This is a genomic window from Yersinia sp. 2540 StPb PI (genome assembly GCF_052217165.1).
Taxonomy (GTDB): Bacteria; Pseudomonadota; Gammaproteobacteria; order Enterobacterales; family Enterobacteriaceae; genus Yersinia; species Yersinia enterocolitica_E.
The window spans coordinates 3581775-3594201 of the sequence record NZ_JAZGQC010000001.1; the positions used below are offsets into that span (position 1 = coordinate 3581775).

Below are 12427 nucleotides of genomic sequence, written 5' to 3' on the forward strand. Positions count from 1 at the left end.
TGGTCAAGAGCGGCCAATTCCTAAATAGCAAAATGGCCCTTGTCCAAAAGGACCAGGGCCATTGATTATTCTACACTGCGTTAATGGACGGAATTTAAAACTTCAGAATTTCGCCATCGGCTGGAATAAGTACGCGGCCCTGGATACCATGTTGCTTCACATGTTCCTTTAGTTCCTTGCGACTTAGTGTCATATGGTTGATTGCATCCATATGCGTTGCGATTATCGTTGCCTTCGGCATCGCTTGATACGCGTGAAGGACGTCGTCCTTACCCATGATGATGGAACCTGTGTAACCAACCATGCGGGCGTCCCCCGTATTCAGGATGATCACATCGGGTCTGAACTTCGCCAGGGTTTGGTCTACATCGCTACCCCAAACAGTATCTCCGGCAATGTAAACCGTTTTCATCCCCGGTGCCTGGAACATAATGCCCATTGCTTCACCCAGCATCTCGGCTACCGGTTTTTTTGAGTACATCTCATCCGTACCGTGCTGCCCGCCAATTTTGGTCAAGTGCACGCCTTCGAAAATAGTGTCTTCACCCAAGATCCGAACGTTGGTATAACCCTGCCCGCGGATCAGTTTAGCGTCGACCTCATCCTGCACGAACAGAGGAATATCCTTAGAAATGAACTGCTGGTCACCGCCGTCCCAATGGTCTAGGTGGGTATGACTCACGATCACCGCATCTACTCCCTCCAAAATATCCTTCGCCGGCATTGGCAACTCAACGAGCGGGTTGCGTAGTTGGCTGTTGAATGTCCCAGGGAAACCAGGGTACTTGCCTTTTTCTGCAAGGAAGGGATCGACCAGGAAGATCTTTCCTTTATAGTTGATCTTCAACGTGGCGTTGCGAACCTGTTGAACTTGCAGTATCGACTTGGTCGTCGTTGAATCGATATTGGCGACATCATTAGCCATTACATTTGCTGCCCCAAGAGATAAAGACAGAACGAGAGCCAAGGCTTTCAATCGTTGCATTTTGTTGCTCCATAGATGTTGTAGTTGGTAACCGCATTGTAAACGCACTACGCTAACTGTAATATTGGCTCAAAAGTCAATTATCAATACTTTTAGGCCACGCAGAGAGGTTTTCCAGCTATGACCGAAAAATTACCTGTTGTCGCCTTAATCGTTTACCCCAACTTCAGCCCATTCCACTTCTCCGTACCGTACATGGTTTTCGGCGCAGAGTTGCCAGAGGGTCGTTTGTTTGACCTGAAGATTGTTTCATTGGGTGCACAGCCCCTGACTGCAGAACGTGCGATGACCATACAGCCGGACGGTGGGCTGGACTTGGCAGAAAAAGCGGACATCGTGATCGTACCAGGGTGGCACGACCTAGACACACATCCAGACCCAGAATTGGTAGAGGTGCTTGCGCATGTGCATGCAAGGGGAGCCCATGTCGTGGGACTTTGCTACGGCGCATACGTACTCGCTTATGCGGGACTACTTGACGGCAAACGCGCCTCGACACATTGGATGGCGGAAAAGGATTTTTCCAAACGTTTTCCGCGTGTTAGACTTGATATGAATGCGTTGTATATTGAGGAAGACCGGTTAATTACTTCGGCAGGTACTGGTGCTGGGCTCGACTGCTGTCTGTATATTGTGCGTGCTTATTATGGGCCGAAGATCGCCAATAAAGTTGCGCGGACAATGGTCATTCCACCTCATCGCGAGGGCGGTCAAGCGCAGTTCATTGAACAACCCATGGCCATATCAACGCAAGATTCACAGGTAAACCGGCTGCTCGACTACTTACGTGAAAATCTCGGCAAGCGGCACAGCATTGATGAACTGGCGACTAGGGTGGCGATGAGCCGTCGAACACTCACTCGTCACTTTCAAAATGCGACAGGTATGACAGTCATCGATTGGCTAATCAATGAGCGCCTACGGCAAACACGCGATCTTCTGGAAACGACCTCGTTGTCGATTGAAAGAATTTCAGAACTGACTGGCTTTCAAACGCAACAGTCATTGCGTCAGCACTTCAAAAAGCGTTTCCAAGTCAGCCCAAGAGATTGGCGCAGGTCCTTTGGACAGAAAGCAGTCGGTGACTGAAATGAATACACTCGGCTAACTGTGCGTCAGCCACAGGCCATCATTGTGCCTCATAGCAACGGGTTCAAGGTAACCCCGTCATCCTTTAGGCGTGACGTTACGGCAACTCCTCATGTTTTATAAGTAGATTCATGCAATGTCCACCCTCCCTTTAGCTGTACACCCTAGACAAAAACATATGAGTGTGACCTTCGTTGTCATTATCTGATCAATCAGCGAAAACAGGACTGGCCTCACAAATATAGGAAATTTCGATACTCGTAACAAACTTACTCGGAATCCTAAGAACTGATTCCGCAATAGGTAACAACAGTGGTATCTTTACCATTGTGATTCTCTGATAAAGATGGCCATTCTGGTGATTTTTACAGAATAGAGTTTCTCATTTAGCTTATTATTAGCAAGTTACTGGCAAAAGCAATCCCAGTCAGAGAAGCCAAATTAAAGAAGCCCGCTCAGGAAACTAAGCGGGCTTCTTTGCTATTCGATGGTTTCTGGGGAACGGTTAAGAGCGAAAAGCCGACTTACTGAGCTTTGTAGTAATCTTCTGATAATGTCGGCCGTTCATCGAATTCACCGCTAGACCGCCACCCAGCTTATTTGAGTGGCCCTTCAGCCAAGCATTTCAGCCAACCACTGCCGTACGCTACGCGGCTCAAGCCCAAGCCGGTGCTGCGCGCTAGTCTCGCCATCAATCACGTTGTCTGCGGCTTGCGAAAGAGTTTGATAGAGGCCCACGACGCCGACAGTGGCCGGGCCAAGCATCGGCTCAATCAGTTTGCCGAACGAGTCAGGCGTCAATGCTTCGAATGTGACGGTTCGACCAAACTGCTCTGAAAACCCCACAGCGAGATCTGCGCCCCTCAATCCAGGCTGGTGGCCAACGCCGACAACACCGGTCACGGAATGGTCGGACAGTAGCCTCTCAGCCACCTTGGCGACATCGAGGTGCGAGCTCCATGAAACCGGGAAGTCGGCACCCACCGGATACCGCAGAACGCCCTTGTTCTCCGCTGGCTCGAAAACCATCGGCAGGAGCAGGTTCTCCAGATAGAGACGTGGAGCGACGATGGCATGCGAGACGCCGCTTTCCTCCACGCCACGCACAAGGATTGCAACGGCGCTGTCTTCGGGTGCCTGCAGCACAGTTCCAGGTTGGTCTATGATTGTGCCACTGGTCGAGACCACGACACGTTTGGGTTTTGCGGCCTTGATAGCCTGGACAATATTCTTGGCCTGCTGGACGCGGGCGGGCTCAGACATATTCGGTAGGTGGATGAAAACGCCGTCAGCATCGCGGTAGGCGGCAACTAGCGAATCAACGGAATCGTTATCGACCGCAACGGCAGGCTTGCCTGCGACCTTGGCAGGATCGCGAACAGCGGCGAGCACGTTCTTGCCCGAAGCGAGTAGACGGATATAGAGTGGACCGCCTTGGGCGCCGGTCGCGCCGTGGATAATATAGGACATACATAACCTCTTCATTGCTATAGAAACTACATTTAAGCAATACTTGCACCAGTTACGTCAAATGCACTAATGGAAGAAAAACAAATATGTCTCGAAAAAAACTGCCCCGATGTGGCGTGGAGCGCTTCCTGCTCCTTCTCGACGGACCATGGGCGACGCTGATCGTGAGGGAACTGCTGCACGGCCCTCGGCGATTTACAGAGCTCCGAGGGGCCTTGAATGGCATCAGTGCGCATACTCTGACTCATCGTCTGCGCCGTTTCGAGGAACATGGGTTGGTAACGCGCACGACCTTCGCCGAGACACCGCCTCGGGTCGTCTATGAACTGACCCCGTTGGGGCTGTCCTTGAAAGATGTTCTTTATGCCATGAAGGATTGGGGCGACGCGATTCCGGATGACGCACTGGACGCGCCAACATCCGACGTGGCGGCCCAAGTGTAAGCACCCCGGTAATTTGGTCAATATTAAACACAGCAAACGTTTTCAGCATAGGAGTGTAATTGGTTTCTCCTGTGACCTGACCCAAAATCCTGCTCCATTCAGTAACAGAATTGCGGCATGATAAATACTCCCCTGAACGAGGGCTGTACCGATAAAAAGTCACGATTTACCGAAGAGCAGATTGTTTTTGCCCTGAAGCTGGCTGAGCTTGGAATGTCCATGCCAGATGTCTGCCGCAAGCTGGGTCGCTAAAATGACCAATCACACCCTGTTTACTGTAGCCAGAGACATTCAGGTCTATTTTTGTGATCTTCAATCACCCTAGCAACTTGGATCAAATGAAAACACGAACAGATTACTCAGGCAGTATTTCCCAAAAGAAACTGACTTATCAGTTCACAGCCAGCAAAGATTAAATAGTGTAGTCAGGCAACTCAATGAGAGACCAAGAAAAACGCTATACTATGAGTCAGTGCAGAAGGCTTCGACTCAAGCAGCGCCTTAAGTGAACGGGAGATTTCAGCGATTTCCTGCGTCCGGTTCTCCTGGTAAGGACACCGCATGAGTTGCATCATGATCAGCGAAGACCTACAGAACTTGCGCGCATTGCGACGGCCCCGAATGCGCAACATCGACGGTGTCAAAATAGCTGGTATCATCAATTGACCTGCTCCCCATTGATTAAAACAGCGTGATGTTGGCTTTGTTGAATAAATCGGGTTTAGATAAAACTACCCCTTATCAGTCATTTTCTCAGGAAATTCGTACACTTTCAGGCATGCCTGCACGCGTCATTTTGTTCAATGCACGGATCATAACCATGGCCTCACCGACCGCCGGTTATAAGCCGTGTTCCATTTCCAGTAAGCATTGCTCCCCGTAAGCCTCTACCTCGCCACCGCCTGATTTCTGTCCGCATACTCCACCGGCCAGTAACCCGCCCGGGTGCGCGGCGGGATAAGCGCCTTGATTTTCTTACGCCGCAGCTCGTCATGGCATAGTTTTGTGTCATAAGCGCCATCGGCGGAAGCCACCTTAACTTTCCGATGGGTCTGACGAATAAGTCCCGGGAATGCTTCCGAATCGGTCACGTTGTTCAGGGATAAATCAGCGCAGATAACCTCGTGGGTATCGGCGTCCACCGCAAGGTGCAGTTTCCGCCAGACGCGACGTTCTTCCTGACCGTGCTTTTTCACCTTCCACTCACCCTCACCGAAGACTTTTAAGCCGGTGGCATCGATAACGAGATGGGCAATCTCGCCGCACGTGGTGTTTTTGAAAGGGATACGGACGGACTTAGCCCGTCTGTTGACGCAGGAATAATCTGGGCAACGGGGCGGGAGCTTCATTAAGGTAAAAATGGAATCAATGAATCCCTGAGCGGCGCGTAGTGTGAGGCGAAAGACGCGTTTGAGCATCAGTACGGTGGAAATAGCGAGTTCAGAATAGCGTTGCGGACCACCCCGTGAAGACGTTTTGGGTTCGTCATACCAGGCCTGAATGGCCGACTCATCAATCCAGAAGTCAGTGAACCTCGATTGACGAGAGCCTTGTTGTAGGCGTTCCAGTGGGTAATTTTGAACTTTTGTTTTGCCACGTGATACCGCCAGAGGGGGTAGGAATGTTGTGATCTGATCCTGATTGCGGCCAAAATTTCGATTTATTCAACAAAGCCCGTAAATTAATATGCAATTGTGTATGTTCAATGACGATATTTTCATAATATCCTGGTGGAGTCTCAGGAATCGTTTTTAAACTCAACCATCCGAAGTTAAACAATCCAATGCAAACCATGAGTAGCACAGCAATTATTTCATATTGATTTCTTCTAATACTTTGTAAAAACACAATCATCGACGAAACTCTCTTATTGATGTCATTTGTATATGAGATTCCTCGTTCAACCTCTGTTTTTATTAGGCACTATAGGCCACAACAGATGATGGTCGATGCCCCATTTCCTTCACACTGTTCTCCCCGATTGATAGAGTGCGCGTAGGATACACCTGCCCAAGTATGATGCATGTTACGATTTAAAACATGTGAATATTCATTATTGCCGTCACCCGATCAAAACATTCAGCAAAGACAGCTCAGACTATCTATATGTAACCTACAACTATTGGTGGTCATTCTGGTGGTCTTGACAGAAAGGGAATTTATGTTTAGCCTATTTATTAGCCAGTTACTGGCAAAGGCGATCCTAGCCAGAGGAACTGCTGTTCATTCGTTCCACGGTCTCTCGCGAGACTGCAACCATGTAGCATTTAAACGCTTCCATAAACAGTTATCGAAAGCAGCGTAGTTGCTACCAGAGCGGCAGGAGGTGGAATGATGCTTTCATTTAGTGTATCGATGTGAATGTTTGCTATTACCGCAGAGCTGATTGCAGCTATTGGAACAATAGTACAATTAGGAAATCTACGGAATAATTAACCTAATTGAATGCTTTATCATGTTTGCATAATTATATTGCGATGAGGACCATGCAGAGAATGGATTAAAGGCCTGCTTATTTTCGGCTTCAATTTCAGGGAAATTGCTAATTTTCAGGCCGGGATGCTTCGCGGTATTGCTGTGTTATACGAGAGTATAGTGCTAGCAAGTTCTATCGCCATCAGTCCATCGCTTGATATCACTTATAGTTGGCGACCTGATGCCCGTACTCAAGATATTCTTAGTTGTGTATAGACTGATCTTAGCGTTGTCACCACCATGGTTTTCTATCTCAATAAGCGTGTTGTTGATAAACAATCCCTCTGAAAGAAGCTTTTGATTGATCTCACCTACTTTGCGCTCACTGTCAAACTCGCTTAATACGATGACCGGATTTCCTGAATATGACTGATATTCCAGACACTGCCTTGCCATGTGCCTTAGGGTTCGATAAGTATCGGAGGACCCCGTCTTGCTAATGAAACTGCCGTCTAAAGATGATTGGCTGTTTTTTAAATCGCTTACGGTTATGGCGCATCCGCTGAGTGATATAGAAAATAATATTGTAGCCAGGGCCAAATATTTCAATTTATGCTCCATTATTCTGGTAAATGTCCTACGCAGGGTTGGGACAAAAATTGTGCTTTCTTTCAGACGGAATTGTGCTTTGGGAAGTCAACAATAACCATGAGCCCACCTTCTGCAGACGTACCCAGGAAAACACTGCTGTTGTGTTGCTGCGCAACCGCTTTGACTATTGCAAGCCCCAATCCACTCCCGCTTTGCATCTGATTGGGATCACGAAAAAATCTGTCGAACACCCGCTCCCTCAATTCAACCATGATGCCGGGCCCTGCATCTGAGATACGCAGTTGAGTGGATTTATCTAATGACCGTACCTCTACCTCAACCCGCCCGCTCTCAGGACTGTACTTAACGGCATTTTCAATTAAATTGTCGATCAGCGACATCAGCCGTTCCCTGACACCTGTAATCCAGATTTCATCATGAGAGTAGAATTCAAGCTCAATCCTGCTCTCAGCAGCTAGCGGTGCCAACTCAGCCATTCGCTCTTGTATGAGCGTCGTTAGCGGCACAGACTCTATAATAGTGTCAATGCGCGCTTCGCTGTGCATCAGCAGCAGCAACTGATTGACGAGACGAGCAGCACGGCTATTGCTGCGAATAATCCCTTCAAGCAACTCCTGTTGACTAACGCTGCTCACATAGGACTGCAAAGCCTCAACATTAACTCGCATCGCAGCCAAAGGGGTACGCAACTCGTGAGCGGCATCTTCAATGAAAGTCCGTTCCCTTTCAGTACTTTCTCTCACCCTGGCAAGAAATACATTAATCGCGTCCACCATTTGGCGAAGCTCCATGTGCTTTGGCACTGCTTTTAAGGGAGAAAGATCTTCTGGTGTTCGTAAGGAAACTTCATTTGCCACCTTGTTCCAAGGGCGCATTGCAATGCGGATTGACAGCCACGCAGGAAACAAAAGAAAAGGAATGCATACCAGCAGCGGCAATATGTAGTATCCGCGCGAGTTCAGGTATATAAAGAAGTTCCAGCCTCCTGCAGGGGTGACTAGTGTTACCTCTGTGTCGGAGGTTCCAGACTTCAGAGTACGGCTAGTCCAAGTGCGACCGTTACTCTGAATACTCTGAATTGCCCCATACCTAGTGTTTGTCACCCCTACCGGAGCGCCATCAGATGAATAAATTATCTCTTTATTCTTCCGAACGATTAGGCTGATTGACAGTTCTGGGTCTTCACCTCCGCCATAACCTTCCCGCAACGCCGTGCTGAACTTTTCCAGCACATCGGTTAGATCCTGCGGACGATCACCAACACGATCAACCAATGTCAGAATGGTTTCGTAAGTATTGCTGCCTGATAGCATAGGGGGGCTACGCAAGTTCTCCCACAAAATATAGGTCAGGAAAAGACACCAAAGCAGTGTAAGCAATAGCATCTGGGCGATCATAATTCGCCGTACGAGCGTTGGGGTTCTCAGATGGCGCCAAAAAATGCGCATCAACCTGCCCCCTTCCGTATCGGTACGGTATCAATGACATACCCTACGCCCCTCACCGTTCGCACATAGCCCTCGCCGATTTTGCGACGCAAATTACCCATATGCACATCGAGAGGATTGCTCATGTTTTCTTTTGCACCGAATATCCTTTCTTCCAGAAACCTTCGTGTAAGCACGCGGTCAGTGCGCAGCATTAAAGTTTCAAGCAGCGCGTATTCACTTGCCGTCAAATCAACATTGCCTGCACTCACTGTCACGCGTCGAGTCGGCACATGTAGAGATAATCCCCGAATTTCTATCACCTCATTCTGAAAACCGTAACTGCGCCGCGCAAGTGCTCTCACCCTGGCCAACAACTCGGCAAGAACAAAAGGTTTGACGAGATAGTCGTCTGCACCAGCATCCAGCCCAGTCAGGCGATCTTGCAAAGTGCCTCGCGCTGTCAGGATGATGACGGGGATCCCCTTGAGCTGCTGACGCAGGCGCGCCATCAGGCTCATGCCATCACCGTCGGGCAGGCCGAGGTCGAGCAATACAAGTTCTGGCACGCAGACATCGAGTTGATGCAGCGCATCCACTTTACGGCGAACCCATATGACATCTAATCCTTGATCTGCAAGGGCAATACGTACGCCATTGCCGAGATCGATGTCGTCTTCGATTAGGAGAATTTTCACAATAGTTATTTTATCAACAGTGAATGAAGAACGTCTGAAGAAAAAGACGGTATAAGGAAATCTATCAGATTTGCAGCACCGATACTTACTTCAGTATTTCTTCATTTTTGGCTCATGAGAACTTCAGGGTGAGCATTCAAACTGAACGTTCTGGCGTTTAAAACCGCTTGTATCGTAAACAGTTTAATCCACAAGGACTTCTTTAATGAGAAACATCGAACTACGTCATAAGTTCCTCCATTCACTCTCGGGGCGTACCCTGAAAAGACTGTTGTCGGGAGCTTTCCTGGCGTTACTGGCCACCCCAATACTGGCAGCAGAACAGAAACAGGGCAACGAGTTGACCCTGGGGGGTGGCGTGGATGTTGGGCCACGTTATTCAGGCTCGAATGAAAGCCGCGTCACGACTGCCCTGGTGATTGATTACTCTATGGTAAATGGTTTCTTCGTCAGCACCACGCGTGGTATCGGTTACGGTAACAGCATCGGCAAGCTGGATTACAGCGGGGCGCTGAGCTATCGCGCAGGCCGTAAGGATCGTGACGTGGACAGCGACTCGATCAACTACGGTAGCGACTACTTGCGAGGTATGGGTGACGTCAAAGGCTCGGCTATCGGTGTGATTGGCCTGGGATACGAGGTGACCGATTGGCTTAATTTGCAATTGCAGGCTGAGGTACCGATTTCTCAGCGAAGCAATGGTGAGGCCCTGCATTTCGGCATTGTCAGCCCGCTCTATACGTCATCGAAAAATGCTGTGAAGCTGGCGCTGACCAGCAGTTGGGGGACCAGTGAATATATGCAGACTTACTACGGGGTAAGTGCATCACAGTCGGCCGCATCGGGGTTTACTCGATATGATGCCGGGTCTGGAATTTATGCCTATTCACTGAATATGGACTGGACGCACAAGATCAACCAAGACTGGAGCGTAGATGCCGAAGCAGGTTTTACGCAGTTGACTGGTGACGCACGCAATAGCTCAATCGTTCAACGAAAAACATCGCCCACTGGAAGCTTGAAAGTGACATATAGCTTCTGATCTTTGTTTGTTACTGGACAAACAATTGAAACATCTGGCGGAGCTGGCAGACTTATGTAATTTCTTCCATTCCACTCAAATAATGTTTGAGAACTGGATTAATTTAGTCTGGTATTTTTTCTTGTTCTTTTTACCTACAGCTAGACATGGGCCGGACACGGGGCCTGAAGCGCTAAGCAGCCCCGTTTCAATATAATCCAGACCTCACAACGTTATAGATACCGCACCCTGAAAAAATTTCACTGAACAATTTCATGAAATTTTTGAAAAACCCAATAAAAAAGAGGAGATTTATCATGTCAAAAAAACAACCATTATCAAGTACAAACTATAGTTCTCCTGACTGGCTGACTATAAGTGAAGCAATTGAAATGACAAATAAAAAAGGGCTGGGGATTAAAAAAAAGTGACATTTACAAACATGCGTTACATGGTAGTATTCGTCTCTCCATTTACTTTCAGTCGCCAATAATATTACGAAAAATTCAAAGATCAGACTATAAAGTAAAGCTTAGAAAATCAGAACCGTCATTAATTAATCGTTTATGTTTTCTTGATAAAAAAACCTTTCTTAACGGGCATGATTTTATTATTAGTACTAACGGTACATATATCATACCCACGCAGAGAATCCTTGAAACTTCATTAATTGGATATGAACATGTTTTAATACAGAGGTTACTTTCCTACTCTCTTAAAATCCCCTTACCTGTAACAGGATCCATTGAGTTTAATTATGGCATAACAGTCAGTGTCCATGAGGAAACATATCAACTATTTGATAGGGTAACATGGAAACAAAGAATTAAACAAAAGATTATGCAACTACCTACAAATATCGCACAAGATGTACACGAGAAAATATTCTCTCAGAGGATAAATGGTTACTTGGAAAAAGAGTATTTCCCCGCTCATGTTCTACCCCGGGATGCATGCTTTGTCATTCGACATGCTGAACTTGATAAATTAATTAACATCGAGATTAAGAACAAAATGAACCCATTATCTTCAACACGAATATCAACACCACTATCTCGTTTTTTCTGGCTAGCCTGTAAAAATAATGAAGCTATCAGCCCGTTAATAAAAAAACCGTACAAGTTACTGTCCATTTTCGAGAAATGGGCATCTGATGAAGGTATTACCGACAGGCTCAGTGGTGATACGCTAAAAACTGCGCTTGAGCGCGGCTCTCCCACATCAGAATCAGATTGATATGAGTGAAATTCACTGAATCAGAATGTCCGTATTATGGGCTCAAAAAACAGTAATACGGGCTTGATTACTTTCTTTCCCTCACTCCTTTGTGTCTCTTTGTCATCTCCGGGCATATGCTATTTCCGTACTGGAGACAACTATAGCTTCTCATCAATTATTAAGTCTGAAACAAGTAGAAGTATAACCCGGTCTGAAACGCTCGAAAATACCCATGTACATGGAAGAAGATGTCTTCCCCTATTCAATAAAAATTTGACCTGCCAATGTAGCCTGGCTCGGTTCTTAAATTAACGAATGGATCAAAATCAAATTAGCCAACCACTAAATATATCCAGATAAGAGCCAGAATCATGATCGTATTAATGGATTGCACTGTATTATCCGACGCCTTACGAGCCCTGAAAGATGATAATATTCATCACTGCGACCCCCTAGGATTCACTTGCGATGAGATGAATGCCTTCAATTTTTTCTTCGGCAAGTTTACTCCAGAGGCACGACGACTAGAATTACCAGGAGGGACCTGCACGTAATTTAAGACGACCCTTGAATATTTCCAAAAAAATGAACCTAATGATGCTGGTAGTTATTTTATCCCCAAGGAGAGCTATTTTGAATACTGATAGCAATTTTCCTATACTTGTGTGGCGGGAGATTGTGTCTTTTGCGGAATGCTCTGGTTAATGATTGTTGAGAGTCAAAGCCAAATCGTATCGCTATGTTAATCAATGATTCGTTTGTTGTGATAACTGTTTCTGCGATAAGGTTTAATTTTCTCTCTCTGATAAATTCCCCAAGGCTCTGACCAGTTTCTAAAAAAACAACCTCTGCAAATGCCATTTTGAATATCCAGATTTGATAGCCACATCATCAATTTTTAGTGGCATGTCAATATTATTATTTATCCAAATAATTAAGTCTATTATAAATTCTTTTCTGTTTTTCATAACCATAATCTCAGAGTTACTCTACCAGAAAGTAGATTCTCATCTGGCTTATAGATTCAAGAGTTGACAACTCTCCGGTTC

10 protein-coding genes and 5 pseudogenes are annotated in these 12427 nt (G+C 46.8%); 7 read left to right on the forward strand and 8 right to left on the reverse strand.

Features of this window, described 5'->3' with window-relative positions:
* Positions 1-94 precede the first annotated feature (94 nt).
* Positions 95-985, reverse strand: a complete 891-nt coding sequence (locus V1956_RS16495) for an MBL fold metallo-hydrolase (RefSeq protein WP_140474622.1) — start codon at positions 983-985, stop codon at positions 95-97.
* 120 nt (positions 986-1105) lie between these two features.
* Between V1956_RS16495 and V1956_RS16500 the strand changes: the two genes are divergently transcribed.
* A complete protein-coding gene (locus V1956_RS16500; RefSeq protein ID WP_140474621.1) occupies positions 1106-2074 on the forward strand; it encodes a GlxA family transcriptional regulator in 969 nt (322 codons plus the stop codon).
* Positions 2075-2686: 612 nt separating this feature from the next.
* Here V1956_RS16500 and V1956_RS16505 read toward each other — a convergent pair.
* Positions 2687-3544 (reverse strand): NmrA family NAD(P)-binding protein, encoded by an 858-nt coding sequence (locus V1956_RS16505; RefSeq protein ID WP_140474620.1) that lies wholly within the window; start codon positions 3542-3544, stop codon positions 2687-2689.
* A gap of 86 nt (positions 3545-3630) precedes the next feature.
* On the opposite strand from V1956_RS16505, the gene V1956_RS16510 reads away from it, so the two are divergent.
* From V1956_RS16510 to V1956_RS16520, 3 genes and pseudogenes are all read left to right on the forward strand, one after another.
* Positions 3631-3987 (forward strand): winged helix-turn-helix transcriptional regulator, encoded by a 357-nt coding sequence (locus V1956_RS16510; protein ID WP_140474619.1) that lies wholly within the window; start codon positions 3631-3633, stop codon positions 3985-3987.
* Between the two features lie 117 nt (positions 3988-4104).
* Positions 4105-4233, forward strand: a pseudogene (locus tag V1956_RS16515) (transposase); the annotation flags it as partial.
* 16 nt (positions 4234-4249) lie between these two features.
* Positions 4250-4492: pseudogene (locus V1956_RS16520) on the forward strand (IS30 family transposase); the annotation flags it as partial.
* Here the strand turns inward: V1956_RS16520 and V1956_RS16525 are convergent.
* Together V1956_RS16525 and V1956_RS16530 are read right to left on the reverse strand one after the other, a co-directional pair.
* Positions 4482-4631: pseudogene (locus V1956_RS16525) on the reverse strand (replicative DNA helicase); the annotation flags it as partial. The pseudogenes V1956_RS16520 and V1956_RS16525 overlap by 11 nt on opposite strands.
* 109 nt (positions 4632-4740) lie before the next feature.
* A pseudogene (locus tag V1956_RS16530) lies at positions 4741-5584 on the reverse strand (IS5 family transposase).
* A gap of 480 nt (positions 5585-6064) precedes the next feature.
* On the opposite strand from V1956_RS16530, the gene V1956_RS16535 reads away from it, so the two are divergent.
* Complete coding sequence (locus V1956_RS16535) at positions 6065-6292, forward strand: hypothetical protein (RefSeq protein ID WP_347237674.1); 228 nt, start codon at positions 6065-6067, stop codon at positions 6290-6292.
* A 293-nt stretch (positions 6293-6585) separates the two neighbouring features.
* Here V1956_RS16535 and V1956_RS16540 read toward each other — a convergent pair whose 3' ends face one another.
* The 3 genes from V1956_RS16540 to V1956_RS16550 are packed head-to-tail and all read right to left on the reverse strand — an operon-like array spanning position 6586 to position 9139.
* Positions 6586-7023 carry a hypothetical protein gene (locus tag V1956_RS16540; RefSeq protein WP_140474617.1) on the reverse strand — a complete coding sequence of 146 codons (438 nt, stop codon included), beginning with the start codon at positions 7021-7023 and terminating at the stop codon, positions 6586-6588.
* A 50-nt stretch (positions 7024-7073) separates the two neighbouring features.
* Positions 7074-8462 carry a sensor histidine kinase gene (locus tag V1956_RS16545; protein WP_442825351.1) on the reverse strand — a complete coding sequence of 463 codons (1389 nt, stop codon included), beginning with the start codon at positions 8460-8462 and terminating at the stop codon, positions 7074-7076.
* Positions 8462-9139, reverse strand: a complete 678-nt coding sequence (locus tag V1956_RS16550) for a response regulator (RefSeq protein ID WP_140474615.1) — start codon at positions 9137-9139, stop codon at positions 8462-8464. Before V1956_RS16550 ends, V1956_RS16545 begins: the two co-directional genes overlap by 1 nt.
* Before the next feature lie 205 nt (positions 9140-9344).
* Here V1956_RS16550 and V1956_RS16555 point away from each other — a divergent pair, with 205 nt between their 5' ends.
* Together V1956_RS16555 and V1956_RS16560 are read left to right on the forward strand one after the other, a co-directional pair.
* The gene (locus V1956_RS16555) at positions 9345-10181 is read left to right on the forward strand and encodes a MipA/OmpV family protein (protein ID WP_140474614.1); all 837 of its coding nucleotides are present in this window, start codon (positions 9345-9347) and stop codon (positions 10179-10181) included.
* 888 nt (positions 10182-11069) lie between these two features.
* The gene (locus V1956_RS16560; RefSeq protein ID WP_442825352.1) at positions 11070-11396 is read left to right on the forward strand and encodes a hypothetical protein; all 327 of its coding nucleotides are present in this window, start codon (positions 11070-11072) and stop codon (positions 11394-11396) included.
* A gap of 594 nt (positions 11397-11990) precedes the next feature.
* On the opposite strand, the pseudogene V1956_RS16565 reads toward V1956_RS16560, so the two are convergent.
* Positions 11991-12346, reverse strand: a pseudogene (locus V1956_RS16565) (helix-turn-helix domain-containing protein).
* Between the last annotated feature and the right edge of the window lie 81 nt (positions 12347-12427).

Coding starts and splice junctions, on each gene's coding strand:
- V1956_RS16495 (WP_140474622.1), bottom strand. CDS start 985: ATGCAACGATTGAAAGCCTTGGCTCTCGTTCTGTCTTTATCTCTTGGG.
- V1956_RS16500 (WP_140474621.1), top strand. CDS start 1,106: ATGACCGAAAAATTACCTGTTGTCGCCTTAATCGTTTACCCCAACTTC.
- V1956_RS16505 (WP_140474620.1), bottom strand. CDS start 3,544: ATGTCCTATATTATCCACGGCGCGACCGGCGCCCAAGGCGGTCCACTC.
- V1956_RS16510 (WP_140474619.1), top strand. CDS start 3,631: ATGTCTCGAAAAAAACTGCCCCGATGTGGCGTGGAGCGCTTCCTGCTC.
- V1956_RS16540 (WP_140474617.1), bottom strand. CDS start 7,023: ATGGAGCATAAATTGAAATATTTGGCCCTGGCTACAATATTATTTTCT.
- V1956_RS16545 (WP_442825351.1), bottom strand. CDS start 8,462: ATGCGCATTTTTTGGCGCCATCTGAGAACCCCAACGCTCGTACGGCGA.
- V1956_RS16555 (WP_140474614.1), top strand. CDS start 9,345: ATGAGAAACATCGAACTACGTCATAAGTTCCTCCATTCACTCTCGGGG.